The sequence below is a fragment of the Nocardia higoensis NBRC 100133 genome, from assembly GCF_000308595.1.
Taxonomy (GTDB): Bacteria; Actinomycetota; Actinomycetes; order Mycobacteriales; family Mycobacteriaceae; genus Nocardia; species Nocardia higoensis.
The window spans coordinates 1-25,186 of record NZ_BAGA01000047.1; the positions used below are offsets into that span (position 1 = coordinate 1).

At 68.4% G+C, this 25,186-nt stretch carries 20 protein-coding genes and 1 pseudogene; 5 read left to right on the plus strand and 16 right to left on the minus strand.

Translation table 11 applies throughout. The features are described from left to right. Nucleotides 1-424: pseudogene (locus ON26_RS05600) on the plus strand (hypothetical protein); the annotation flags it as partial. 88 nt (nt 425-512) lie between these two features. Here the strand turns inward: ON26_RS05600 and ON26_RS05605 are convergent. Beyond that, the gene (locus ON26_RS05605) at nt 513-1,049 is read right to left on the minus strand and encodes a hypothetical protein (protein WP_040794910.1); all 537 of its coding nucleotides are present in this window, start codon (nt 1,047-1,049) and stop codon (nt 513-515) included. 191 nt (nt 1,050-1,240) lie between these two features. On the opposite strand from ON26_RS05605, the gene ON26_RS05610 reads away from it, so the two are divergent. Next, nucleotides 1,241-1,915, plus strand: a complete 675-nt coding sequence (locus ON26_RS05610; RefSeq protein WP_040794911.1) for a hypothetical protein — start codon at nt 1,241-1,243, stop codon at nt 1,913-1,915. On the opposite strand, the gene ON26_RS05615 is transcribed toward ON26_RS05610, so the two are convergent. Beyond that, on the minus strand, nt 1,895-2,884 hold the full coding sequence (locus ON26_RS05615) for an alpha/beta fold hydrolase (protein WP_040794912.1): 990 nt from the start codon (nt 2,882-2,884) through the stop codon (nt 1,895-1,897). The two genes, ON26_RS05610 and ON26_RS05615, sit on opposite strands and share 21 nt — an antisense overlap. A 19-nt stretch (nt 2,885-2,903) precedes the next feature. Further along, on the minus strand, nt 2,904-4,265 hold the full coding sequence (gene glnT, locus ON26_RS05620) for a type III glutamate--ammonia ligase (RefSeq protein WP_040794913.1): 1,362 nt from the start codon (nt 4,263-4,265) through the stop codon (nt 2,904-2,906). A gap of 126 nt (nt 4,266-4,391) precedes the next feature. On the opposite strand from glnT, the gene ON26_RS05625 reads away from it, so the two are divergent. After that, complete coding sequence (locus tag ON26_RS05625) at nt 4,392-5,060, plus strand: TetR/AcrR family transcriptional regulator (RefSeq protein ID WP_040794914.1); 669 nt, start codon at nt 4,392-4,394, stop codon at nt 5,058-5,060. 124 nt (nt 5,061-5,184) lie between these two features. Continuing rightward, on the plus strand, nt 5,185-6,522 hold the full coding sequence (locus ON26_RS05630; RefSeq protein ID WP_040794915.1) for an ammonium transporter: 1,338 nt from the start codon (nt 5,185-5,187) through the stop codon (nt 6,520-6,522). Between the two features lie 183 nt (nt 6,523-6,705). On the opposite strand, the gene ON26_RS05635 is transcribed toward ON26_RS05630, so the two are convergent. The 3 genes from ON26_RS05635 to ON26_RS05645 form a co-directional block, all read right to left on the minus strand. Beyond that, nucleotides 6,706-7,407 carry a DUF8020 domain-containing protein gene (locus tag ON26_RS05635; protein ID WP_040794916.1) on the minus strand — a complete coding sequence of 234 codons (702 nt, stop codon included), beginning with the start codon at nt 7,405-7,407 and terminating at the stop codon, nt 6,706-6,708. A gap of 230 nt (nt 7,408-7,637) precedes the next feature. After that, nucleotides 7,638-11,078, minus strand: coding sequence for a serine/threonine-protein kinase (locus tag ON26_RS05640; protein ID WP_040794917.1), 3,441 nt, complete (start codon nt 11,076-11,078; stop codon nt 7,638-7,640). Between the two features lie 241 nt (nt 11,079-11,319). Continuing rightward, nucleotides 11,320-12,528 carry an alcohol dehydrogenase catalytic domain-containing protein gene (locus tag ON26_RS05645; RefSeq protein WP_040794918.1) on the minus strand — a complete coding sequence of 403 codons (1,209 nt, stop codon included), beginning with the start codon at nt 12,526-12,528 and terminating at the stop codon, nt 11,320-11,322. 221 nt (nt 12,529-12,749) lie between these two features. On the opposite strand from ON26_RS05645, the gene ON26_RS31480 reads away from it, so the two are divergent. Further along, nucleotides 12,750-13,142: a hypothetical protein gene (locus tag ON26_RS31480; RefSeq protein ID WP_051026725.1), complete on the plus strand. Its 393-nt coding sequence runs from the start codon at nt 12,750-12,752 to the stop codon at nt 13,140-13,142. Between the two features lie 81 nt (nt 13,143-13,223). On the opposite strand, the gene ON26_RS05655 is transcribed toward ON26_RS31480, so the two are convergent. From ON26_RS05655 to ON26_RS05700, 10 genes are all read right to left on the minus strand, one after another. Further along, nucleotides 13,224-14,561, minus strand: a complete 1,338-nt coding sequence (locus ON26_RS05655) for a PucR family transcriptional regulator (RefSeq protein WP_306307240.1) — start codon at nt 14,559-14,561, stop codon at nt 13,224-13,226. A 31-nt stretch (nt 14,562-14,592) separates the two neighbouring features. Next, nucleotides 14,593-15,633: a class I adenylate-forming enzyme family protein gene (locus ON26_RS05660; protein WP_051026726.1), complete on the minus strand. Its 1,041-nt coding sequence runs from the start codon at nt 15,631-15,633 to the stop codon at nt 14,593-14,595. Nucleotides 15,634-15,775: 142 nt separating this feature from the next. Then, on the minus strand, nt 15,776-16,285 hold the full coding sequence (locus ON26_RS05665) for a DUF6328 family protein (protein WP_245545744.1): 510 nt from the start codon (nt 16,283-16,285) through the stop codon (nt 15,776-15,778). Between the two features lie 318 nt (nt 16,286-16,603). Further along, the gene (locus ON26_RS05670; RefSeq protein WP_169333681.1) at nt 16,604-17,407 is read right to left on the minus strand and encodes an IclR family transcriptional regulator domain-containing protein; all 804 of its coding nucleotides are present in this window, start codon (nt 17,405-17,407) and stop codon (nt 16,604-16,606) included. 127 nt (nt 17,408-17,534) lie between these two features. Next, nucleotides 17,535-18,389 (minus strand): alpha/beta fold hydrolase, encoded by an 855-nt coding sequence (locus ON26_RS05675; RefSeq protein WP_040794919.1) that lies wholly within the window; start codon nt 18,387-18,389, stop codon nt 17,535-17,537. A 12-nt stretch (nt 18,390-18,401) separates the two neighbouring features. After that, complete coding sequence (locus ON26_RS05680) at nt 18,402-19,340, minus strand: DODA-type extradiol aromatic ring-opening family dioxygenase (RefSeq protein ID WP_040794920.1); 939 nt, start codon at nt 19,338-19,340, stop codon at nt 18,402-18,404. A gap of 16 nt (nt 19,341-19,356) precedes the next feature. Then, complete coding sequence (locus ON26_RS05685) at nt 19,357-20,961, minus strand: bifunctional 3-(3-hydroxy-phenyl)propionate/3-hydroxycinnamic acid hydroxylase (protein ID WP_157171793.1); 1,605 nt, start codon at nt 20,959-20,961, stop codon at nt 19,357-19,359. A 35-nt stretch (nt 20,962-20,996) separates the two neighbouring features. After that, on the minus strand, nt 20,997-22,040 hold the full coding sequence (locus ON26_RS05690) for an ABC transporter substrate-binding protein (RefSeq protein ID WP_083883756.1): 1,044 nt from the start codon (nt 22,038-22,040) through the stop codon (nt 20,997-20,999). 33 nt (nt 22,041-22,073) lie between these two features. Beyond that, nucleotides 22,074-23,234, minus strand: coding sequence for an ABC transporter ATP-binding protein (locus ON26_RS05695; RefSeq protein WP_051026729.1), 1,161 nt, complete (start codon nt 23,232-23,234; stop codon nt 22,074-22,076). After that, nucleotides 23,231-25,012 (minus strand): ABC transporter permease, encoded by a 1,782-nt coding sequence (locus tag ON26_RS05700; protein ID WP_169333682.1) that lies wholly within the window; start codon nt 25,010-25,012, stop codon nt 23,231-23,233. The genes ON26_RS05695 and ON26_RS05700 overlap by 4 nt, the downstream gene beginning before the upstream one ends. Nucleotides 25,013-25,186: the final 174 nt, after the last annotated feature.

A 25,186-nucleotide genomic window follows, 5' to 3' on the forward strand; every position in this document is an offset into this window, starting at 1 on the left:
AGTGGTTCCGCGGATCGGCCCGGCGCGCACGCTCCGGCTCGGCCTGTCCATCGGCGTGGGAGCGTCACTGGTGCTGGCCGCGGCGGCGCTCGCCGATCTGCCGCTGCCCGCCCTGCTCGTCCCGCTGTTCTTCGCGGTGTCGTCGGTCGCGCTGGTCATGCCCAATGCGATCGCCCTCGGTCTGGAATCCCACGGCGCCCGAGCGGGCGCCGCCGTCGGCGTGATCGGCCTGGTCCAGTTCGGCGTCGGCGGATCCCTCGGCCCCGGCATCTCCACCCTGGACACGAGCATGGTGACCATGAGCCTCACCATGCTCGCCAGCTGCGCCCTCGGCCTGCTGATCCTGCTCGCGACCACCCGCGGGACCCGCCGACGCCGCGCGCACGCCGCGGTGGTCGGGTCCGGTGAACCGACCGACGCCTGATAGGCGGGCAGGCCCCTGCGGAGGTGCGGCTCGATGTGCTCGGCGGCGCGGGCTCGGATCGGCGCAGCCAGGGTCCGGTGGGTGCCGGTCAGTGGGTGAGCACGATCTTCACGAGCACCACGGTCATCGCCACCGCCGTGAGCACGGCGGCGCCCACCACGGAGCCCCGTGACGGGCGCTCACCGTTGAGTCGTTCGACGACGAACACCAGTCCGCCGATGCGGATCAGCACCGCCATCTCCGCGAGGATCTGGGCATTGCGCGGTTCCAGCCAGCCGAACCACCCGATCGCGAGAATGACGCACGGCAGCACCGCGGAACTGAGGATGGGCACCGAATTGCGCAGCTCGCGGATCTTCTCGGCCCGCGTCAACGCCTGCCTGCGCCGGACGCTGTGCCCGACCGACTCGGCGAAGGCGTGGGCGACGAATGTGGACAGACTCGTCCCCAGCACGACCAGGATGCCGACGTACTTCTCCGAGGTGGTGATGGGCACCAGCGCGGCCAGAACCAGGATGTTGCCGTAGACGTAGGCGCTGATCCGGCTCGCGGCGTTGTCGCGGTCCAGAGGCTCGCTCCGGGAGAACAGCGGCCCGTGCAGGAACGACTGCGTATCGGTCTCCATCCCCCAGGATCGTACCGGCGGACCTCCGGTAGCGGGACGATAGCCGAACTCCTGTTCGCGGCGACGGCGCCGCCCGCCTGGACAGCCGAGCCCGACGGCTACAGAATCGACCATGTGAGGAAACAGCGTCTCGAGGTTCGGAACATGCCCACCGGCGCTGCCGGTCTCCGGCGCTGTGCCCGCTACATCCGGTGAGCGCACTACCGGAATACCCGCTCTCGCTCGCGATCGAGGACTACGTTCCGGTGGTCCTCACCACGTGCGCGGTGCTGTTGCTGCGCCGGATCACGGGCAGCGGCCGGGCTGCCGTGGCCGCCGGGCTCATCGGCGCGGGCGGCTTGGCGAAGGCCACCGCCAAACTCGTCGTGGCGGCAGGCGGACCGGACCTCCCGTGGCTGCGCGGCGCCCTGTTCCCGCTGCTCACCCTCGGGTTCGCGCTGCTGTATGTCGATCTGGTCGGCGCAGCGACCGGCCGGATCCGCCCGCGGCTGCTCGTCGGCGCCCTCGCCCTGATCGCCGTCTGCGCGGCGGGCGCGGCGGTCCTCGGCGACGCTCTGCTCATGCTGGTGAGCACCACCGTCTTCGCCACCCTGACCGGAATCCATCTCATCCGTCTCGCCCGGCGGCGCGGTGACGGGCTGTCCGCCGCGCTGATCGGCCTCCAGTTGACGGCGTTCTTCGTCCTCGGCGCACTCGGCGCCCGCCCCGAGCAGCCGATCGCCCTGCAATGGGTCGAGCAGTTGTCGAACACCGCCGCCCAAGCGGCCTTCCTGCTCGCCGTCGTCCGGCTCACGAGCAAGCCGGCGGAACCGGGAATCCCGGAGCCGCTCCTCGCCGCCGAGCACTTACCCGGGCGGTGCCAGTAGCTCGCGGGCCGCGGCGGCGATCGCTTCCGTCTCCGCCTTCCTGATCCCCGGCCGCCCGGCGATGTGCCCGAGGTCCGACTCGATCGGCCGCAGTCGCGCGCCGGGAACGAGCGCGGCCTCGCGGGTGCTGTCGGCGAGGGTGAAGTAGGAGTCGGTCGTGCCGGGCATGACGATGGTGCGTGCCGTGATCGACCCGAGCGCCGCCTCGAACCCGCCTGCCCGCCCGCGCCCCACGTCGGCGGCCCGCCAGGTATTCAGCATCGCGATCAGGTCGTGCGCATCCATGCCCTCGTGATCGAGGGCCCAGCCTTCGATCAGATCGTCGACCGACTCGTAGCCCAGCTCCAGATATGTTCGCGCGTCGAAGAAGTCGCGAGAATACGCCCAGCCCGCGTACACCGTGCCGAAGGCGCGGAGCCCGGCGATCGGCGTGGCCCCGGATCCGTACGCCGGATCGGCGGCCAGCGCGGCCGCGACGCCGTCGAGGAACACCCGGTTGAACTCCGAGCACCGCGCCGCGCCACACACCGGCAGCAGCGCCCGCACCATGTCCGGATACCGCACAGCCCACTCGTAGCACTGCAACGCGCCCATCGACCAGCCCGCGGCCAGCGCGATGCCGCGCACGCCGAGCGATTCCAGCAGTGCGTGCTGGGCGCGCACGTTGTCGGCGACGGTGACGAGCGGAAAGGCTTCGGGCTGTGCGGAAGTGGAGGGCGAGCTGGACAGGCCGTTGCCGAACATGTCCACCGCCACCACGAACCACTGCGCGGGATCGAACATCCGCCCCGGCCCGATCCACGGCTCGTAGCTGCGATGGGTGCCGGTGTAGTAACTCGGCAGCAGCACACAGTTGCCGCCGTCGGGGGCGAGCGTGCCGTGCGTGCGATAGGACAGCTGGGCGCCGGGGAGGTCCACGCCGAATTCGGTCGTGAACCTCCCCGTCGAAAAGCGTTGCGCCTCGGTCATCGTGGTTGCCTCGGTCGACTCAGAAGAACTTCAGGTAGCGCTCGGTCTCCCAGGACGAGATGTGCGCCTGGTAGGACTCCCATTCCTGGGTCTTGTAGTCGATGAACGACTGGTACAGCGCGTCGCCGAAGACTTCCCGCGAGAGGCTGTCGGCGCGGAACTCGTCGATGGCCTCGCCGAGCGTGCGCGGCAGCATCGAGATGCCCTGCTCGGCGATCTGCGCGTCGGTGTAGCGGTACATGTTCTCCGTGCGCGGCTCGCCGGGATCGAGCTGCTCGCGAACACCTTCCAGGCCGGCGGCCAGCACCATCGCCGCACCCAGATACGGATTGCAGCTGATGTCGGCGGCCCGGCACTCCACGCGCCCGCCCGCCAGCGGCACCCGCAGGGAGTTGGTCCGGTTGTTGTTGCCGTAGCTGACGAACACGGGGGCCCAGGTCGAACCCGACATACTGCCCTGGCGGACCAGGCGCTTGTAGCTGTTGACGGTCGGCGCGATCACCGCGGTGATGGCGGGCAGATGGCGCAGGATGCCGGCGATGAAGTGATAGGCGATGGGGGAGATGCCGACGCCGCGCGGATCGTTGTCGGTGGCGAACAGGTTCGCCCCGGTCTCCAGATCGGCCAGCGACATGTTGTAGTGCGCGCCCGAACCGGTGCGGTCGGCGAAGGGCTTGGGCATGAAGGTCGCGAAATGTCCGTGTTTGCGGGCGATTTCGTTGGCCATCAGGCGGAAGAAGACGAAGCGGTCGGCCATGGTCAGCGCGTCGGTGTAGGAGAAGTCGACCTCGAACTGGCCGCGCGCGTCCTCGTGGTCGAAGGAGTAGACATCCCAGCCCAGCCCGTTCATGGCCTCGACCAGTTCGCCGAGCCAGCCCATATTGTCCAGCGTGGTCGCCACGTTGTAGCAGGGCTTGCTGAGGTTGTCGCGGTCGCTGACCTCGGCGGTGCCCGCGGGGGAGTCCTTCAGGACGAAGAACTCGGTCTCGATGCCTAGGTTGAAGCTGTAGCCGAGGTCGGCGGCCGCGTCGAGCTGGCGCTTCAGGATGTCGCGGGAAGAAGCCTCGAACGGCTTGCCCGCGGTGTGCAGGCTGCTCGGGAAGTAGGCGTACTGCTTGTTCCACGGAAGCTGGAACCAGCGGGTCAGGTCGGGGCGGGCCGAGAGTTCCTCGTCGCTGATGTCCTGGGGCAGGCCGTCCAGCGCCGCGCCGGTGAACAGCTCCGAGCCGCCCATCATGTTGTCGAGATGGTCGATCGGGACGAACTTGCCCTTCGAATTGCCGTGCATGTCCACGAAGCTGGCGATCGCGTACCGGACGCCGGCCGCGCGCAGCTGCTCCTTGACGGTCTCGACGTCGGGGGTGATTTCGATGCTGGTCATGATGACTCCCTGGGTGCTCCGGCTAATTTCGATGGCCTATCGAAACTCTGACGGCCGGGGATTGCCGGGTGATATCCCGGGTGTTGCCGGTTGGTAAACCGTGGGTCCGTGCCCGACCATCTCCCTATGAGCAACGAGGGTGTGGGTCAGCGCGTGGGTCGTCCGCGACGCAGTGGGATCAAGGGCGGCGCCCCGCGTGAGGACATCGTCGCCGCCGCGGCCCGCCTGTTCGCCGCCGTCGGCTACGCCGACACCACGGTCAGTGCGATCGCTCGGGAAGCCGGCCTCGGTCAGTCGTCGCTGTACTACTGGTTCTCCAACAAGGAGGCCATCTTGCAGGCGCTGATGAACAAGAACCGCGAATCATTGGAAACGGCCCGGCTTCTCGTCGATGATCCGGCCGACGCCTCGGTCCGTCTCTACCGGATCGTCTACGACGATGTGGTCCAGATGTGCTCGGCGCCGCTGGACTTCTACGAGCTCGAGCGCGTATCGCGGGCGCAACCCGAGGAATTCCGGGACTTCTTCACCGACTACCGTGAGCTGGAAACCCTGATCGCGAGGGTGATCGAGCAGGGTGTGGCGGCGGGGGAGTTCCTCGGGGTCGAGCCGGGCGCGGCCACCACCGCGGCGCTGGCGCTCAGCGAGGGGCTGCAGTACCGCTTCCGGCAAGGGGAGGCCGGAGTGGAACTGATGCGCGAACTCGCCCATCTGTCCGCGTCGACAACAGTCGGCTCGCTCGTGCGGGACCGAGCTCGAGTAGCTGCCGCCCGCGCTGCCGTCGAGTCGGTTTAACCAGCTCGACACATTTTCAATACAGTATCGAAAAAAGCCTGGCGCAGGGTTTCGATAGAACATCGAAACTTGCCGCCGGTTTGCTCTCGGGCACGGGCGGCCCCGACCCGAGTGGAGAACCACTATGGACAGCGGCAATACCGCGTGGCTGCTGACGGCGATCCTGGCCGTCGCGCTCATGCTTCCCGGCCTGGTCCTCTTCTACGGCGGCATGGTCAGCCGTCGAACGACGATGAACATGATGCTGATGGTGTTCGTCTCGTTCTGCCTGACGGCCTTCCTCTGGGTCGCGTTCGGCTACTCCATGGTCTTCGGCGACTCGCTCGGCGGCGCGGGCTTGGTCGGCGACCCGACCGAATTCGCCGGCCTCGGCCAGCTGCTGGAGGCCTCCGCCGACGATGCCCTCCCGCCCCTCGGCCTGGCCGCCATCCACCTGTGCTTCGCCGGTCTCACCATCGGCATCGTCGCGGGCGCGGTGGCCGACCGGATGAAGTTCGGCGCCTGGATGCTCTTCTCCGCGCTCTGGGTGACGCTGGTCTACTTTCCGGTCGCGCACTGGGTGTTCGCGTTCGACTCCGAAGACGGCGAGGTCAGCGGCGGCTGGATCGCCAACACCCTGGAAGCCGTCGACTACGCGGGTTCGACCGCCATCCACGTCAACTCCGGCGTCGCGGCCCTGGCCATCGCCATCGTGCTCGGCCGCCGGCGCACCTGGCCGGTGCAGCCCAAGGCGCACAACCTGCCGTTCGTGATCCTCGGTGTCGGCCTGCTTCTGACCGGCTGGCTCGGCTTCGACGGCAGCGCGCTCGGCGCGGCCGACAACAACGCGGCCGTGGCGGTGTTCAACACCCTCGTAGCGGCCTGCGCGGGCACCTGCGCCTGGCTGGTCGTCGAACGCTTCCGCGACGGCGCGCCCACCACCCTCGGCGCGGCCTCCGGCGCCATCGCGGCCCTCGTGGCGATCACCCCGTCCTGCGGCGCGGTCTCCCCGCTCGGCGCACTCGCCATCGGCGTCGCCGCCGGCCTGGTCTGCTACTTCGCCGTTCTGCTCAAGCACCGATTCCGCTTCGACGACGCCCTCGACGTGACCGCCCTGCACTTCATCGGCGGCGTCGTCGGCGGCCTGCTGATCGGCATCCTCGCCGCGCCCACCGCCCCCAGCGGCGCGAAGGGCCTGCTCTACGGCGGCAGCCTCGATCTGCTCGGCCGCCAGTTCCTCGCCATCGCGGCCGTCTTCGCCTACACCTTCACCGTCACCTGGATCCTGGCGAAGATCGTCGACCGCGTCATGGGCATCCGCGTCGACGACGAGACCGAGCGCCTCGGCCTCGACATCACGCTGCACGCCGAGAACGCCTACGAGGACACTCCCGAGCCCGCCCAGGCGGCCCGTGGCCACGCCGAGCCCGCGCACACGCTGCAGACGGCGGACGGGGAGCCCGTGGAGGTGGTGCGTAGCTGACGCACCCTCACGGTGTCGGCCACCTCACCGGCGCCGGCAACCAGCGGCCGGTCGACGACACCAACGCCGCCCTCGACCGCCTCGCCCAGCGAGTCGTCACCAGCGCGGGTCGCCTCCGGGCGGGATGAAACGAGAAACCCCCGAGCCGATCGAATTCGGCTCGGGGGTAGACCTTCTCGCGGACTACTTGGCGGCAGGCGGCGCGAAGGGCTGGTTGATGGTGGTGAAGTACTGCACCGCGGCCATGATGGCGACCGGGGCGGTCACCAGGAGCTGGCCGGCGACGGTGCCGAGCGCGCCGACGGCGATGACGCCGCCGAGGCAGCCGACCACGGCGGCCGGGACGAACGGGCCGAACATGCCGACGATGGTGGCCGCCGCGACGGTGGCGCCCGCGATGCCGCCCAGGACGCAGCCGACGCCGGCGCCGCTGAGGCCGCCCACGACGGTGCCGACCGCGGCACCCATGCTGATGGTGCTGGTCAGGCGGCTCCAGGCGGCCTGCTCACGCTCGTACTCGGTCTTCCACGGCGCCTTGTCCTCGTAGGGCAGGGCGACGGGGGAGTAGGTGGCGTGCTCGCGGTCGAGCTGCGGGGTGAGGGTCGCGGTGCGGCCGTCGATCTCGGCGGCGATCGGGAACACGAAGTCGTCGACGCGGAAGGACAGTTCGGTGCCCGCCAGGGTGGCGCCGCGTCCGTCGGTGATCCGCAGGACGCCGTTGTCGGCGGTGATCGAGCCCGCGTCGGTGGAGATGATGGTGGCGGTCTCGGTGGTCGTGGCGGTGAAGTTGACCGCTTCGGGGGCTGCGGGGGCGGCGCTGACGGTGCCGGTGCCGAAGCCGATCGCGGCGATCAGCATGGCGGATGCTGCGGTGATTCTCTTCATTCTGGTCCTTCTTCTCTGTGTGTGAATCCAGCGCCTGGAGCCTTCGTGTGGCTCGGCCGCGATCTCCCACCCCGAGATCGTCGACCGCGGTGAAGCTAAGCGGCCTGTGTGCTGGTTCACAACGGACTCTTGCCGTCAGGCGGAAAGGGTGCGGGACTTCCTGCGAACGCCCAGTTCGCAGCTGTGCGCTGGGTCACCAACGCCTCGTCGCGGGCGTGAATGGAGCGGAATCAGTGCGTGAGCGAGGCCGCGAACTGGACGACGTTCGGGCCCGATTCGCCACGCGCGTCGGCCAGTTCCGGATCGGAGAGCAAGACCTCGATCGCGGTCGTCACCGGCGCGCCCTCGTCGATCACCGGGCGCGGAACGTGCAGGTCGGCACAGGCTGCCAGCGGCAGCACCAGGGCGCGCGCGGCCTCGGTGCGCGCACCGGCTTCGGCGAGGCAGGTCACCAGCAGCAGCCGGGCGTGCATCGCGGCCCGGGGACGGCGGAGCCCGTCGATCGACTCGACCACCGCGCGGGCGCGCTGCGCGGCCCGCTCGTGGTCGCCCTGTCGCAGGAGCATGCGGATGGCGTACTCTTCCGCCAATCCCACTGTGGTCTCCGCGATTCCGTGTTTCATGCCCGGCGGTATCCAGGGCTCGTCGTCCGTCAGTCCCAGGCGCAGGCCTTCGAGACACAGGTGGGCCGACAGCCGGGGCAAGGACAACTCGGACGCGATCGCCGAACCGTCCCGCAGCCACTCCCGTGCCGCCTGGGCGTTGTCGCGCACGGCCGCGAGCCGGGCGCCGGTCCCATAGGTGGCCAGCAGCACATCCACCATCGCGCCTTCCGCCCCGACCGCGCGTGCCGCGTCGAACAACGGGGCGGCCTCGTCGAGCCGGTCCTGTTTGTAGAGCACCTCGCCCAGTAGCGCGCCGGAGAGCCGGGCGGGAAGCGAATCGGGCCCCGCACTGTCCACCGACAGCGTGTGGGCGGTGCGGAACTCGTCCTCCGCGACGGCGATGTCGAGTTGCTGGAACGCCGCGATCCCGGCCAGGCACCGCCCGTACATCATGTTGAAGGGACTACCGGTCAACGCGTGATAGCGGTGCGCCCACCGTTGCCGCCGCCGGGCCGCGGTGAAGTCGAAGCTGTGGATCTCGACGAACGAGTCGACCAGCGAGGCGGTCGAGACGAGGAACGGCCTGCAGTCCGGTTGCTCGGCGAAATCATCGGCGAGCCGCTCGGCCGGATCTTCGATCACGTCGGCGAAGACGCTGGTCATCCGTCGCATGACCTTCGCTTCCGCGGCGATGTCGGCCGCGTCGCTGGGATCCAGATCGCCGTCGGCCAGCGCGGCGTCGACCAGATCCAGTGCCGCGATCACCGCGGCGCCGCGGTGCACGGCGAGATTGGCCCAGGCCAGATCGAGCTGCAGCCGGGGACGCAGCGCGACCAGATCCGAGGGCAGCTTGGCGACCAGTCCGAGCAGAGTCGTGATCCGCGCGTGCTCGATCAGATGGAGCCCGTCGCGTTCGACCAGGTCGACCGCGTGCTCGGCATCCCCGGCGCGCAGCGCCTCGTCGACCGCTTCACCGCGAAGCCCGTGTGCCGCGAACCAATTCGAGGCCGTGCGATGCAGTTCGGCGACCGAATCCGGGTCATCGCGCTCGAGCCTGCGGCGCAGGAACTCGGAGAACAGCGGGTGATAGCGATACCAGACGCCGTCGTCGTCGAGATGCTGTACGAACAGGTTGCGCGACTCGAGCTCCTCGAGCAGGGTGCCGCCGCGCGGATTGCCGGTCAACGCCGACGCCAGGTCGCCGCACACCCGGTCCGGGATGCTGGTCGCCATCATGAAGTCGAGCGTCTCCGGTAGCAGCGAATCGAGAACGGTGTCGACGAAATACTGGCCGATCGTGCGATGGCGGCCCGAGATGTTGGCGATGAGCGAGGCGGGCCGCGGATGATCCCGCAACGACAGCGACGCCAGTTGCAGTCCGGCCACCCACCCGTCGGTGGAACGCCACAACCGCTCCACATCCGGGGCGTCCAGCCGTAGACCCGCGACATCGACGAGGAACCGCTGCGCCTCCTCGATGCTGAAACTCATCGCTGTCGCGTCGATCTCGGTGAGCTGGTCGCGCATCCGCAGCGCACTGAGCGGTAGGTCGGCCGTGGTCCGGCTGGTCACGAGCACATTCAGGTGGCGGCACCCGGCCTCCAGCAGCGTGGTCAGCGCGCCGATGGTCGCCGGATCGTTCACCTGCTGCCAATCGTCGATGACCAGCCCGAGCGGCTCGTCGCTCGAGTGGATCTGATTGACCAGCGAACCGAGCACGAACCGCTCGCCGTCCTCGGCATGCTCGTCGAGATGCTGCCGCAGGCCCACCCCGAGGTCCGGGCGTACCCGCCGGATGGCGGCGAGCAGATCGGCGAGAAACCAGACCACATGGTTGTCCTGCGCGTCCACCGTCAGCCATGCCACCGGCGTCCCCTCGGCGGTGAGCGCGTCCATCCACTGTGTAGCCAGCGTGGACTTGCCGAAGCCGGCGGGCCCGTGGATGACCGTCAGCGTCTTGCGCGGCTGGGCCGTGATCCGGTCGAGCAGTTCCGGTCTGGGCAGCAGCGGATGTGTCGAGGAGGGGGGCTGCACTTTCGTGGCGATGGTGGGCGGAACATCGCTCGTCGTGCGCGGCGCCGATATCGTCGGCTCGAGTAGCGCGGCCTCGCGGAGCGTGCAGCCGGTCGCCGGCGGTTCCTCCATCTCCGCACCGGGCGGCTCCGGCGCGGACAGCGACATCTCGTCCACATCGAAGCCGTTGTCGGCCTGCGCCCGCGCCAGCAGGGTGCCGAACTCGAGCGCCGTCTGCGGCCGCTGCCGCGGATCGACCGACATCGCGCGTTCGATGATCGCCGCCACATCGTCCGGAATGCCCTCTTTCCGCAGGTCCGGCACCGGCTCCGAGGTCATCCGCAGAAACCGGGTCACCAGTCGCTCCCCGGTGTCGAGCGTGTACGCGGCGTGACCGGTGAGCAGGCAGAACAGGGTGGCGGCCAGACTGTAGACATCGGCGGCGGGAGTGGGCGTCGCGCCCTGCAGTATCTCGGGCGCGGCGAAGGCGGGAGAAGCGGTGATCAGATCCGACGAGGTCTCGAACGCGCCGCTGATCCTGGCCGTGCCGAAGTCGGTGAGCTGCGGTTCCCCGTACCGGCTGCGCAGGATATTGCCCGGCTTGACGTCGCGATGCACGATCCCGATCCGATGCGCCGTCTCCAGCGCCCCGGCCAGCTTCACCCCGATCCGCAGCACCTCGCGCAGCGGCAGCGGACCGGACTTCCTGACCTGATCCTCGAGTGACCCGCCCCGGTGATACGGCATGACCAGATACGGCCGCCCGCTGCCGAGAATCCCGACCTCGAGGATGTCGGTGATATTCGGATGCCCCGACAACCGCCCCATCGCCCGCTGCTCGCGGAGAAACCGCTCGTAATCGGCCGTACCCAGATCCAGCGACAGCACCTTCACCGCGACCGCGCGATCCAGATGAGCCTGCCTGCACCGGTAGACCACGCCGAAACCCCCACGACCGATCTCCGTAGGGTCGATGAGCCCCTCCGCCGCCAGTTCGTCCTCTATACCGAGCACATTCTCGCGCTGGGTGGTTGTCGGGTCCGATTCAGCCATTGCCGGTGATCCGTTCCGAGTTCCGTGTCGCCGGGGTTGCACGTGGTCGGTCCGACCGACGACGCTTCGCTGCGGCGCGCAGTTCAGCGTACTCCGGCTGGCCCCGCGGCAGCTCCGACCAGGAAATTCGCCGATTCATCATGAGGCGCGGCGCAGCAGCCGGATCACCGCGCGCTCGGTGATCGCCCGCTGCTCGTCCTCGGTGCAGGCCTTCGCAACGCCGGCCGGATACTGCCCTGCCTCACATGGGCACGACTGTTTTGAGCCACCCGCCTTCGCGCCGGTCGAAGGTCTCGTAGGCCTCGATCATCGACGCGGGCTCGACGTGCTGGGTGATGAACCGGGTGGGGTCGATGTCGCCGCGGGCGACCCGGCCGAGCAGTCCGGGGACGTAGCGGTGGTGGTTGCAGTTGCCCGCCTGCACGGTCAGGTTGCGGCCGACGGTCTCGCCGAGGGGATAGCGGTCGAATCCGGGCGGGTAGACGCCGATGATGCCGAGGGTTCCGGCCTTCGCCACGGCCTGGGTCGCCCATCGGGTGGCCAGGCTCGGGGCGTCGCCGACGATCCACTGACCGCTTCCGGTGTTCCCCTCCGGCGCGGCGACGCGGCGTTCGGCTTCGAAGGTTTCCGTGTCCACGGGCAGGTGGTCGGCCGCTGGGCCGGATTTCGGGGCCTGGGCGTCGATGCCGACGGCGTCGATGACGCGGTCGGCGCCGATGCCGCCGGTCAGTTCCCGCACGGTGGTGACCGGCTCCTCGGCGTTGAAGTCGATGGTCTCGGCGTTCTGGGCGCGGGCGATGTCGAGCCGGTCGGTGATGCCGTCGACGACGAGCACCCGTGCGGCGCCCTGCCGCTTGGCCGCGGCGATCGCGCACTGACCGACGACGCCCGCGCCGAGGACCAGGACGGTGTCGCCCTCGCCGACCTGGGCCAGGCGGGCGCCGAACCAGCCGGTCGGCAGCACGTCGGAGACCATGAGCGCTTGTTCGTCGGTGACGCCCTCCGGAATCCGGACGAGGGTGTTGGTCGCGTGCGGGATGCGTGCGGCCTCCGCCTGCAACCCGTTCACCGGACCCGTCGCCTCGGGGCCGCCGAAGAAGCTGGTGCCCGCCTGGGGGCCGTTCGGGTTGGCCGTGTCGCATTGCGAGGTATAGCCGCTGCGACAGTAGGAGCAGTAGCCGCAGGAGATGGTGGAACACACGACCACGCGATCACCCGGTGCGAAACCGCGCACGGCGGTTCCGGTTTCGATCACCTCGCCGACGGCCTCGTGCCCGAGGACGGTGCCGGGTGCCATGCCGGGCATGGTGCCGCGCACCAGGTGCAGGTCGGTGCCGCAGATCGCCGTGGCCGTGATGCGGACCAGGGCGTCGGTGGGTTCCTCGATCTTCGGGTCGGCGACCTCGTCGAGGCGGATGTCGCCTACGCCATGCCATACGACTGCTTTCATGACCGAACTCCCTGCCTGGTCGATGTTCGTTCGTCGGCTCGCTGATCATCGGGTCTGCCGGTCGCCTACCCGGCGCCCTGCGGGGCAAACGACGGCGCCGGGCGGCACGACGTGGCGGTGCGGCGAGTCGAAGGCTGCCCGATTCATCCGCCCCGGCTCGGGTAGGCGAAGGGTGTCAGTCGACCGCCTGTGCGGTCATTGCGCGAAGGGAGTGATCCGTCATGACCGAGACGAACGGTTCGTGGGACGCACCGCAGGACTCCGGACCGCCGGACGCCGTCGAGACCGACCCGGCGGCGCTCAACAGTGCCGAGGACCTGGATGAGGATCGCTTGCACGCGGATCCGCTGGAGAAGGCGATGGATCCGCCCGAACACTGGACCGGCGTCACCGAGTACGGGATGACTCCCTACGAGCAGGCCCATGATCGCGGGCTGGATGAACGGCTTGCGGAAGAGGAGCCGGATGTGCTCGAGCAGGCTCAGCCGACGGGGGAACCCGCGGCCGACGACTCGCATCCGGCCGAAGCGGCCGCCGTGCGCGTCGAAGGAAACGAAGGGGAACGGCTCGCGAACACCTACGAGGAAGATCTGGGGATCTCGGCGGACGGCTGAACCACCCCCGAGGTCGAACCGTGCCGCCGAACGCAGACGATCGGGGTTCCCACCGCCGAGGGCACGGTCGGTGGCCGTCGTCTACCGGCTTCGGCCGTTCGGTGCCGGTACCAGGACCGTGCGGCCCAGCAGTTCGCACACCTGCAGGGCGAGCAGGGTGTCCAGCCTGGTGCGTGTCTCGTCGGCGGAAACCTCCCGGATCCTGCGGATCCGGTACTTCACCGTGTTCGGGTGCAGATCCATCGATTCCGCGGTGCGCAGATAGCTTTCACCGTTCTCCAGGTAGGTGTGCAAGGTGGCGCGCAGCGCTTCGGCATGCGCAGTGTCGACCGCGAGTGGGCCGAGCACTTCTCTGGCCCAATCGCGCGTGGCGTCGAGGTTCTCGGTGAGCAGGGAGAGCACGGCGACGCCGCGATCGCCGAAGGTGCTGATCGGGCGGGCCCGCGCGTTCGGGATTCCCGCCACGGTGTAGGCGGCGCGGGCCTGCTCGTGGGAGCGGCGGAAGCCGGCCCGTCCGGCGGCCGGTAGGCCGAACGCGACGCGGATTCCGGAGTCCTCGGGTAGGGCGTGTGTCAGCGCAGGCGTGTCGAGTTCCGGTTTGCGGCGGCCGAAGGGCAGCCACGCCCAGACCGTGCTGCGGTCGATAGGTGTGGTGATCGGCGCGGATTCGGCGGCCAGCTTCCTGGCGAGTTCGTGCACCGTCCGGTCGAGCAGCCCGAGATCGGAATCGGCGGAGCGGGTGGACCAGGCGATCACGGCGACATGGTGCTGGTCGAGGCGGTAGCGGGCCTCCGCCTCGAAGCCGGCCGAGTCGATACCTTCGCCGGTCAGCAGCGCGTGGATGGTGGAGGAGTGGACGCTGCCCGGAGTGCGGAACGAGCACCGCCGTTCGTCCTCGTACGCCTCGAAGACGTATTGCGTGATCCAGTCGATGAACGCGTACAGCGGGTCCGCCATGTACTGGAACACCGTGGTGGCTTCGGATCCGGGCAGATCGAGGGCATTGATCTCGTCCAGCCATATGCGGATCATGCCGTCGTGGCCCACGTGATAGGCGCGGATCAGGGAATGGGACGGTACCTCACGCTGCGCGAGGCGACGCGCGTACTCGACCGCGGCGGTCGGCGGATGCAGATTCTCGATCGGGATGTCGTTGGCCAGCACGTGCAGGATGGTGGAGACATTGCCGTGCACGCTGTCGCCGAGCAGTTCGATCAGTTGCCGATCGACGGCCAGTTGGTCGATGTCGTGGGCGATCCGAGCGGCGATGGCCTCGGCGATGCTGTTCTGTCGCTCCTCGAGGCGCCGCGCGATATTCGCCACGATCTCGAGCAGCGCCGGATCCCTGCCGGACCGCTCCTGTCCGGACAGCCCGCCGGGGTTCGGCCGTTGCCCGGCCGAGCGCGCCGCAGCAACCACCTGATGACCTCCGTTCGACCCTCCGATGATGTCATCGCGCAGGCCCGCCGGCCGAACTGCCGAGGGTGTGGCCGGACACGGCGTCCGGTGCGCTCTCGACTTCCCGGGGACACAGGTCGTCGCCGCGCGGCCGGTCGGGACCGGCCGCGCCGAGCCTGCGCGGTGCGTCCAGCGGATTGCCCGCGGACGCGCACGTCGCTTCGGTGAGCCCGTGGCTGTCGATGATCGCCATCGCGAATCGGCGCTCGACGCGCGCGAGCAGTTCCTCCGGCAGTGGCCCCGCGGCGCAGAGGCCGAACCGCAGCGAGGACAGATCCTCGGCCGCGTCGACCGGCTGGGCGGCCAGCAGCGCGTAGGTCGATGGCACCGCGGAGAGGTAGGTCGGGCGCAGGCGCGCGACCTCGTCGAAGAATCGCGTGGGTGCGAAGCCCCCGGTGATCGACAGCTGCGCGCCGGCCAGCAGCGGGGCCAGAAGGCTCACCGTGATCGGGTCGACGTCGCACAGGGGCAGCGATTGCAGGCAGTGGTCGGGAGGAATCAAGCGCAGGTGCGTCCGCAGCGAGTCCGCCGTGTACTGCAGATCGGCGTGGGTCGATCGCACGCCCTCGGGACGTCCGGTCGAGCCCGGCGGATAGCTGACCAGCGCGAGCTGCTCCGGCTCCGGATCGGGACCGGCAGTCCACCCGGGAGCGAGCTCGGTGGCCAGGTCGTCGACGTGGATCACGGGTCGCCCGCAGGACGGTGCGCCGGGCCCCTCGTCGACGACCAGGACCGCACCCGAATCGCGGATCCGGTACTCGGCCTCGGATGCGGGGATCCCGGGATCGATCGGCGTCGCCGCGGCGCCGATCCGCCATGCGGCCATCAAGATGATCGGAAGTTCCACCCGGTTCGAGAGCGCGACCGCCACGAGATCGCCGCTGCCGACGCCTCGCGCCGCGAGTTGCGCGGCGACCGCATCGACGCGCGCCGCGAATTGCCGGTAGTTCAGCTCGATGCTGTCGTCCCGAATGCACGGAAGATCATCGGAATACTCGGCGATGTTCCAGATCAGATATCCGATGCCCTGCACCGCTCTGCCTCCTCGGTGGTCCGAGTTCCGACGCTATGGCGTGCCGACCGGGAGTGGTATAGGCGCGGCGGACAACTTCGCACGGCTCTTTGTCTCCCGAAGACAAAGAGCTGGGGTTCCGAGCGGCGGCTGCTCCGAATGCTCAGGAATGGAGACGAGAGCCGGGCCGGAAAGAGCGCACGCGCGGATCCCACGGTGCGCCTTGCTCGTCGGGTGCCCCGTCCCGCACGCGCTGCCGATAGGGGAAAGCGAACCAGAGGAGCACGAACAGCAGTGCCGCGGTGACCCCGGCGACCGCCGCCGAAATCGGTCCGGCGACGAAGTCGAAGACGAGGACGGCGACTCCGGTGAGCGCGAGGCCGAGGAAAAGGATTCCGATGACCGCGCAGCGATGGGCGCTGCGGACGATCTGTTCGAGGCGGTGGCGGCGGAAGAGCATGCGATGGGCGGCCACGGGTGCGGTCAGGAAGACCGTGGCGGCGATGGACGCGCCGGCCACCACGAGGTAGTCGACCCGCATCAGCGGGGACAGTTCGGGAAAGCGGCTCTGGAAGGGCAGCGTGAGCAGGATGCCGGTCAGCACCTGCACGCCGGTCTGCACCACGCGCAACTCCTGCAGGAGAGTGGCGAAGTTGCGGTCCAGTTGTTCGATGCGGCTCTCGCCGCGAACCCGCCGGTCCCATTGCCTGTCGTTCTCGTCGTCGGTGGCGGAGGCGCCCGGGGCACGATCCGGACGCGCAGCCGTATCCCGGGCTCGTGCGGCGCTGGATGCCTGCGCTGGTCCGGGCGTCGGGTGGCGCGGATGGGTCATGGCTGTCTCGAAACATGCGTACAACGGTGCCCCCGTACGACGCGCAGAACCGTGGCGCACGGTCGGGCAGGTTCCGCTTCCCGGGGAACCGAGATGGTGATACCCGGGATCGAGTCGTTGAAGCGCCGTCCCGGGGCGCATGCCCCGGGACGTGCGACATCAGTAGAAGGTCATCTCGGGACCGTACTCGCGCAGGCAGGTTTCGACGTCCTCGCGCGCCCTCTGCAGCCGCTGCAGGAACTCGCTCTCCAACTGCTCGATGGAGACCCGGGCGGTGTGCACGGCGACGTTCATCCCCGCGATCACCTTGCCCCGGCCGTCACGGATCGGAACCGCGATGGTGCGCACCCCGACCTCCACCTCCTGATCGACCAGGCACCACGACTGCTGCCTGACCTCGCGCAGCATGGTGAGGAACCCCGGGAGATCGAGTCCGACCGTGCTCTGCGCGTCGGTTCGGGCGTTCCAGAGCTTCTCGATCCGCTCCTCGGATTCGTAGGCCAGCAGGACGCGGCCGAGCGCGGTCACGAACGGGTCGATCCGGGTGCCGACCCGGACCGCTATCGTCATGACCCGCTTCGCCTGCGCGCGGGCGACATAGACCACGCTGTCGCCGTCGAGGACGCCCACCGAGCAGGCTTCCTGGAGATCGGCGTTGAGCTCGTTGAGAAACGGCTCGACGATGGCGGGCAGTTCGACCGAGGAGAGATACGCCTGGGCGAGATCCAGAACTTTGGGGCCGAGGCGGAAGCTGGTTCCTTCACTCACCAGGTAGCCGAGCGCGTGCAGGGTGAGAAGACACCGTCGCGCGCTCGGCTTGGACAAGCCGGTCACCGCGGCGACCTGCGACAGGGTCATGGACCGCCGCTCACCGGAGAAGGCGCTGATGACGGCCAGTCCCTTGTCCAGCGACTGGACGTAGTCACCTTCCGAGATGGGATGGACGAAACGCCTCCCGTTCACCTCCAAAGCCGTTACCCCTCATCTCTGCTCGTCGACGAGCCGCCAACGGCTCTGCGCATCAGGCCTCGCGCAGAGCCGATGGTACGGCTCGTAGTACTCCTACCCGTCAGCACGGCGGCTTCCCTTGCTACAGGTGCGATCCGACGAACTGGGTGACGATCCGGTTGAAGTCCTCGGCCCGCTCCACCTGGCTCCAGTGACCGCAATTCGAAAAGACAGTCAGATCCGCGTTCGGGATGGTCTCGAGCAGTTGCACGCTCCGCGACATCGGAATGACGCTGTCCTCCCTGCCGTGGACGAGAAGCACGGGCACCTCGAGATCGGCCAGCCGCGCGAAATCGAGGGGCAGGGCTTCCCGGTCCCGATCGCGGTCGGCGATCACGCGCCGGAATCGCTCCGAGGCATGCTCGCGCGAGGCCGCGTTGTACCGCGCCTGGACGAGATCGTCGGTCACCAGGCTCGGGTCGACCACGAAGTCGGTCAACGCTTTCCGGATGCCTGCCACGGTCAGCTCGGGGCGTGCGTGGCTGGTGAGCTTCGCCGTCTTCTTGGCGCCACCCGTGCCCATCGACACGACGCCGGCCAGCCGCTCCGGATGCTCGAGGGCGAACTGGAAAGCGACCCAGCCGCCCAGGGAGTTGCCGACCAGCCAGGTCTTCTCGATCCCCAGCGCATCGAGTACCCGGACCGAGTGCTCGACCCAGGCCCGGATCCCGTACTCGGCCCCCTCCCGCTCCACCGTCTGGCCGAACCCGATCAGGTCGATGGCGATGGTGCGGTGACTCTTCGCGATCTCGGGCAGGTTCAGCCACCAGTTCGCCGCCGCGGAGACGCCCGCTCCGGAGCCGTGCAGGAACAGCAGAGGCGCGCCCTCGCCGAGGTCGTGCAGATGGGTGATCTCGCCGGGTGCGGTCTCGAGCCAGGAGTCCTCGAGGCCGAAGTACGGATCGGTGACGAACTCGGGTGCGTTCGCGATGCTCAATTCAGCTCCTTGTCAGGCATTTTCGGCGGTGACGCCGGTGATCAGGCCCATGCCGGTCACCCAGCGCGGAACCGGTTCATAGGCGACGGTTCGGGTGTCGCCTCCCCAGATGCCCAGGCCGGTCATCCAGGCGCGCACCTCGTTGGCGCCGTTGCCTGCGATCTCTTCCATCTCGCGCTCGTCGATGTCGAAGAGCGCGTCGAGATCGCCGCTGGTCAGCCGGTCGAGGAACCAGCGGTCCCATTCGGCGTTGACCGGTCCCTCGTGCTCGTCGGCGATGCGCTGCGCCAGGTTCGCCTCGCGGGACTTGTTGTATTCCACGACCTGTTCGCGGCCGTCGATGAGGAACTCCCTGGTCTCGGCGTCGGTGCCCGGATCGTAGGGGCTCATCGGACGGACCCAGTGCGACAGACCGCCGGAGGCCAGCACCAGCACCCGCAGATCGTCGTCCATCGCGCGCAGCGCATCGCCGACGGCACGGCCGAATTCGTAGCTGCGGCTCAGCGAAGGCTGCGGCGGCGCACCGCAGTTCACCATGATCGGCAGCATCGGGATGTCCATGCCGGGCACGAGCACCTCGTACGGCTGCGTGATGCCGTGGTCGATACCCATGCGCAGCGAGAACGCCGGATCGAAGCCGCCGCGCTGGACCGCTTCGACGACCTTGCGCCCGATCCCGGGCAGATACGGCAACGGTCCGCGGTAGCCGCCGTAGTCGCCGAAGCTCTGCACTTCGCCTGTCCCGACGCAGAACTGGGGCATGAGGTCGAAGAAGAAATTGCGGAAGTGGTCCGGGCCGACCACCACGACCAGGTCGGGGGACAGCGAACGCACCTGCTCCTCGATCTCCGAGACGCCGCGGACGAAGTGCTCGCCCGGCCCGGTGACGCCGGGCTTGCCGTCCCAGAACGGGGAATGGGAGACCGCTGTGTAGCCGATGATCGTTGCCATACTCGAGCCTCCTGTCTCAGTGGTTCACGGTCGCGCGGACCGGCAGCAGCTCGGCGAAGCCGGAGGTCATGGCGTCCGCGGCGTCGCGACTGCTCATCGCCGCGAGGTAGCGGTCGGGCCGGATCACCAGGATCTCGCGATCGGTCCTGCGGGCCGTCCAGTCGCGGAAGCCGCCCGCCACGTCGTCCAGCAGCACCGTGCCGGGCCGGACCCTGCGCATGTGCTCGCCCGCCCTGGAGCGGTTGATGCGGAAGATGCCCGCGCCCAGCGATTTCCAGTAGTTCAGCGATTCTTCGCTCAGGTGCTCGGCCGGGTCGACATTGATGCCGACGACGGCGAACCAGTCGCCCAGCGCGGTATCGAGGGGAACCCGCTCGCCGGTCTCGGTCTCCACGTGCGGCTGGATGACCATGCGCCCGATCGGCTCGCGCGGGTCGGGATTCAGCACGATGCCCTTCTCGTAGTAGGGCATCGGCTTGAACTTCATCTGCAGCAGGTAGTCGCGCGCGCCGGGCAGATACTGCAGCGCCCGCAGACCGACCGAACGCACCCGCTCGCCGAACTTGTTCTTGGGGGAGTAGATGCGGCCCAGTGTCGTCGCCAGCTCCACCATCGCCTGGGCGTGCCCACGGCGCTCGGTGTCGTAGGTCTGCAGGATGGACCCGTCGGCGCCGTGCTCGAGCACCGCGGCGATCTTCCAGGCGATATTCGCGGCGTCGCGGATGCCCGAGTTCATGCCCTGGCCGAACCACGGCGGCTGCAGGTGCGCCGCGTCGCCGGCGATGAAGATCCGCCCGTTGCCGAAGCGATTCGCCACCCGGGAATGGTGGGAGTAGATGCGGGTGCGCTCCAGCCCCGGCATCGGCCCGGTCCAGTCGAAATGGCTGCGGATCAGTCGCTCGACTGCGGCCGGTTGCATCATCTGCTCGTCGGTCTCGTCGTCGCGGAGGCGGAATTCGAAGCGCCGGTAACCGTAGGGCAGGTCGATCGACACGTGCGGCCGGTCGCTGCTGATGTAGTTGCCCGAGAACGGCGCGTGGTAGGTCGAGCCCTTGATGTCGACGACCAGCCACCGCGCCGCGAGGGTGTGGCCTTCCAGCGAGGAGCCCATGAGCTTGCGCACCGTGCTCTTGCCGCCGTCCGCGCCGATCACATACGACGCGTCGAGGATTTCCTGCTTGCCGTCGGGGCCGGTGATCGTCGCCCGCACGCCCGAGGCGTCCTGGGTGAGATCGAGCAACTCGGTCTCGGTGCGCAATTCGACGTGCGGGAAGCGCGACAGCCCGCCGCGCATCGTCTTCTCGAGCATGGGCTGCAGGAAGGAATTGCGGCGCGGCCAGCCGAACGGCTGTCCCGCGGGCGCGACCTCGGCGATCTTGGTCCGGTTGGAGTCGAACCAGATCAGCGCCTGGTTCTGGACCATGTCGGCGTGCACCTGCTTGCCCAGACCGCACGCCTGGAAGACGCGCAGCGATTCGTCGTCGACGCCGACACCGCGCGGATAATCGATGACATCGGGTGCGCGATCGATCAGGATCGTCCGAACTCCGTACACGCCCAGCAGGTTCGCGATCGTCACGCCGCACGGGCCCGCACCGACAACAAGTACTTGGGTATCCACCCCGAACTCCTGAACTCTAGCTGTCTGTCCTGATCTCAAAACTTGTCGCCGAGCAGCCGCAGCGTGGCCTTGTAGCGGTCCGCGCCCGGGTAGGTGATCTCCGCGGAGATGCCGAGCTGATCGGCGCCGTCCGGCGCGGGCGCGTCCGGCATGGTCCCGAATTCGTAGACGTGCTTCGCGATCGAGGCCTGCCCCTGCGGACTGAACATCCAGGAGGTCAGCAGCCGTGCGGCAGCCGAGTGCTTGCTTCCGGAGAGCAGACCGTAGGCGACGTCGGAGAAGTACGCGCCGTCGTCCATCACGGCGAAGCCGAGCGGAGCGCCCTGCTGGATCTGGCGCTTGAACGTGCCGTATCCGGCGACGAGGGACAGCCCCTGCTCACCGGTCACGACCGACTGCAGAGCGTTGGCGACCGACGGGTAGATCGTGGGATTCACCGCCGACTTGAACTCGTCGATCCAGGCTTCGTCGATGACACCGGCTTCCAGCGCGGCCGACAGTGCCTGCGGGGTGGCGCCGCTGATCTTCGGGTTCGAGACCGCGACCTCGCCCTTCCAGCGCGGATCGGTCAGCTGCGACCACTGGTGCGGCAGATCGGCCGGCTGGATCTGCGAGGTGTTGTAGACCGACGCGTACAGATGCCGGGACGCCACGCTCCAGGTCTCGTCGGGGCCGACGAAGTCCTCGCTCAGGCTCTCGGTCCCGAGCGGCCGGTAGGAGGCCAGGTAGTCCTTCTCCAGGTAGCGCTCCATGTCGGAGACGCCGATGTGCAGCAGGTCGGCCTCGAACCCGCCGGCGATCTGCTCGCCCTCGAGGCGGGTGTCGAGCTCCTGGCCGAAGATGTCCGCGGTCGTGATGTCGATGCCCGGGTACTCCTTCTCGAAGTCCTCGTACACCGCCGCGTAGAGATTCTCGGTGGGGCCGTAGATCATCAGCTGCCCCTCGGCCTTCGCCGCCTCGTACAACTCGGGCATGGAGTTGATCTCGGTGAACGAAGCCGTTTCGTCCGAGCCGCCACACGCGCCGACCAGGAACATGGACGCGACGGCCATGCCCGCGAGGTATTTCCGTAGATTCATCCGACCAGACTTTCTCTAGAGATATGACGTGCGTCAGCGCTGAGCCGACGCCAATTCCTTGGTGGGGGCGGCCACGAGTGCGCGGCCCTGGCCGCCCTTGCGGGTGCCCTCGACGATCACCACGGTTCCCTCGGGCGGGCAGGCGGTCGCCGCCTGCCCGACCACGAGGTCACGTGCGTAGCCGGGCCGGATCCGTGCGACCACTTCCACGGTTCCGTCGCCGACGACCACCTCGACGTCGTCGCCGAGGTGCGACTTGGACAGCACGGTGCCCGAGATCGCGTTCTCGGCGCGGACTGCTCCGTTCGATGCTTCGACGCGGATCAGCCGAGACCTGACGGCGATCGTCACCACATCGCCCTCGGCCACCGGCGAGCGGAACGCCGCCCGGATGCGCTGGCCCGCACCGAATTCCACCAGGGCCGAATCGCTGCCGGTTTCCAGGACACGAGCGGTGAAGAAGTTGTCGAAGCCGACGAACTCGGCGACGAAGGCGGTCTTCGGACTGACGAAGACCTCACGCGGCGCGCCCTGCTGGACGATCCGTCCGTCCTGCAGCACGAGCACCCGGTCCGCGAGACCGCCCGCGTCCTCCTTGTCGTGGGTGACATAGACCGCCGTCGCGCCGAGATGCTGCTGGATCCGGCGGATCTCGCGGCGCATCTGGGCGCGCAGATTGGTGTCCAGGCTCGACAGCGGCTCGTCGAGCAGCAGCAGGCCCGGCCGCGCGACGACGGCGCGCGCGAGGGAGACACGCTGCTGCTGACCACCGGAGAGCGTGCCGGGGAAGGCGTCCCGGTGCTCCCACAGGTCGACCATCGTCAGCGCGTCGCGCACCCGGTCCTGGATCTCGGTCCGGGGGGTCTTCATCCGCTTCAGCGGATAGGCGACATTGTCGAAGACGGATTTGTGCGGCCAGAGGGCGAAATTCTGGAAGACCATGCCGAGCCCGCGCCGCTCCGGCGGGACCTCTGTCCTGGCCGCCGCGTCGAAAACGGGTCTGTCGCCGAAATGGATCGAACCGCCGTCCGGGCTCTCCAGCCCGGCGATCGAGCGCAGGAGTGTGCTCTTACCGCAACCCGATGGGCCGAGCAGGCAGACGAATTCACCCTCCTCCACCTGGAGGTCGACGTGGTCGAGGACCACTTTCTGCCCGAAGGACTTCTGCAGTCCCTTGATCGAGATACCGCTCACGCGGCCACTCCTTCCAATTCCGCGGATTCCGAGCCCACCGGCCCGCGATCCCGAGCCGACAGCGCTTTCAGAACTGCGCGGAAGGCCATTACTACGACGAGTGCGACCAGTGCGAGCGCAGCGAGGACGACACTGAAGATCACGTACAGCGCGGAGGCCATGACGGTTTCGCCGCTGCTGTAGTAGTTGAAGCTGACCGTCGCGATCATCTCGGTCTTGGTACTGCCGAGAAGAATGGGAACGTCCAGAATCCCGGACATCGTGATCGCGACGAGGAACCAGGCGGCCACCAGACTCGGCGTCATCAGGCGCACGGTCACGGTCGTCACCGCCCGCAGGAAGTTGTCACCGCTGATCCGGGCGGCGTCCTCGAGTTCGGGGCCGATCTGGGCGAGCGCGCCTTCCAGCGTGCGGGTCGCCAGCGGGACGGTCGCCACCGCGAGGCCGAGGATCAGCACCCACACGGTGCCGTAGATCGACTTGCCGCCGGGGGTGGTGAGCACCGACCAGAGGAAGGCCAGGCCGAGCACCAGGCCGGGCATGGCCGCGGGCGCCCAGGAGGCGATCTGGATGTAGCGGCCCACGCCGCCCTTCATCCGGACGAAGGCGAAGCTGACCACCAGCGAGAGCAGCACGGTCAGCAGTCCGCCGATGCCCGAGACGATGACCGTGGTCTTGATCGCCTGTATGACCGAGTGGTTGTCCAGCAGCTGCTCGATATTGGCCATCGACAGCTCCGATGCGCCCAGATAGGGCTGGAAGGCGCTCAGGATCACCTGGAAGATCGGCAGGATCAGCGCGATGACGAAGTAGGCCCACATCGCCGCGACGAGCAGGTAGCGGCCACGGCCCGGCTTGCGCAACTGCATGGCCGCCGCCTTGGCGCCCACCGTCGTGTAGCTGCGGCCGCCGCCGGTGAGCTTCAGCTGTCCGACGACCAGAGCGGCCAGGACCAGCACGATCACCAGTGAGGCGGCGGAGGCGGCCGGGTAGTCGGCGTCGTAGCCGCCGCGCAGGTAGTTGTAGATGTGCGTGGAGTACACCTCGATGCCTGCGGGCTGGCCGAGCACCGCGGGAGTCTCGAACGCTTCCAGGCCCTTGACGAAGACGAACAGGCTCGCGGCCAGCAGCGCGGGCATCAAGGCGGGCAGCTCGATCCCGAAGAACGCGCGCGCTTTGGACGCGCCACTGATCCGGGCCGCCTCCTGGAAGCTGGAATTCTGGTTGCGGAATGCACCGACGAGAATCAGATAGGCGAGGGCGGCGGCCTTCAATACCGTCACCAGGATCAGGCCGAACCAGCTCCGTGTGGTGAAAGCGTCGGCCCAGCTGTCCAGGCCGATCGAATGCAGCGCCTTGTTGATCATTCCGGCTTTGCCCGCGCCCAGCATGGCCCAGGCGAGCGAATACAGCACGGTGGGCATCGCGACGAGCACCACCATCACCGGGGTGACCCACCGGCGGAACGGCACATCCAGTCGGGTGCTGACGGTCGCGAAGAAGATCGCCACCGCCATCGCGAAGATCGTGATCGTCACCGAATAGATCAGTGTGCTGGTCAGCGCGGAGTAGGTCTTCGGGTCGCTGAAAAGCCTTTCGAAACCGGAAAGCGTCCACGAGCTCTTCTTGCTGAGCGGCGACGACCGGAATGCGCCGTAGAGCAGCATTGCCAGCGGCCAGACGAAAAGCCACGTGAACGCGAGCAGCCCGATGATCCTCGCTGCTCGTCCAGCGAGCCTCCGGGAGAGGAACCCAGCCCCCTCACGCGCATTCGACATCGTTGTCACTCCTGATAGCCACAGATTGTGTACGGATACCGTACTTGTTTTGCACATTCCGTACGGCTTTGCTAGAACGTAGTGAGGGCTGTCACAAGTTGTCAAACGGCCCGGTACACGCCCTCGCGGACCCGATGTCTGCGCATCGGTGCGCCCCGGTGGACCCCACCGGTC

Excerpts from the sequence above, each read along its gene's own strand:
- ON26_RS05605 (WP_040794910.1), bottom strand. The coding sequence starts at position 1,049 with ATGGAGACCGATACGCAGTCGTTCCTGCACGGGCCGCTGTTCTCCCGG.
- ON26_RS05615 (WP_040794912.1), bottom strand. The coding sequence starts at position 2,884 with ATGACCGAGGCGCAACGCTTTTCGACGGGGAGGTTCACGACCGAATTC.
- glnT (WP_040794913.1), bottom strand. The coding sequence starts at position 4,265 with ATGACCAGCATCGAAATCACCCCCGACGTCGAGACCGTCAAGGAGCAG.
- ON26_RS05625 (WP_040794914.1), top strand. The coding sequence starts at position 4,392 with ATGAGCAACGAGGGTGTGGGTCAGCGCGTGGGTCGTCCGCGACGCAGT.
- ON26_RS05630 (WP_040794915.1), top strand. The coding sequence starts at position 5,185 with ATGGACAGCGGCAATACCGCGTGGCTGCTGACGGCGATCCTGGCCGTC.
- ON26_RS05635 (WP_040794916.1), bottom strand. The coding sequence starts at position 7,407 with ATGAAGAGAATCACCGCAGCATCCGCCATGCTGATCGCCGCGATCGGC.
- ON26_RS05640 (WP_040794917.1), bottom strand. The coding sequence starts at position 11,078 with ATGGCTGAATCGGACCCGACAACCACCCAGCGCGAGAATGTGCTCGGT.
- ON26_RS05645 (WP_040794918.1), bottom strand. The coding sequence starts at position 12,528 with ATGAAAGCAGTCGTATGGCATGGCGTAGGCGACATCCGCCTCGACGAG.
- ON26_RS31480 (WP_051026725.1), top strand. The coding sequence starts at position 12,750 with ATGACCGAGACGAACGGTTCGTGGGACGCACCGCAGGACTCCGGACCG.
- ON26_RS05680 (WP_040794920.1), bottom strand. The coding sequence starts at position 19,340 with ATGGCAACGATCATCGGCTACACAGCGGTCTCCCATTCCCCGTTCTGG.
- ON26_RS05690 (WP_083883756.1), bottom strand. The coding sequence starts at position 22,040 with ATGAATCTACGGAAATACCTCGCGGGCATGGCCGTCGCGTCCATGTTC.
- ON26_RS05700 (WP_169333682.1), bottom strand. The coding sequence starts at position 25,012 with ATGTCGAATGCGCGTGAGGGGGCTGGGTTCCTCTCCCGGAGGCTCGCT.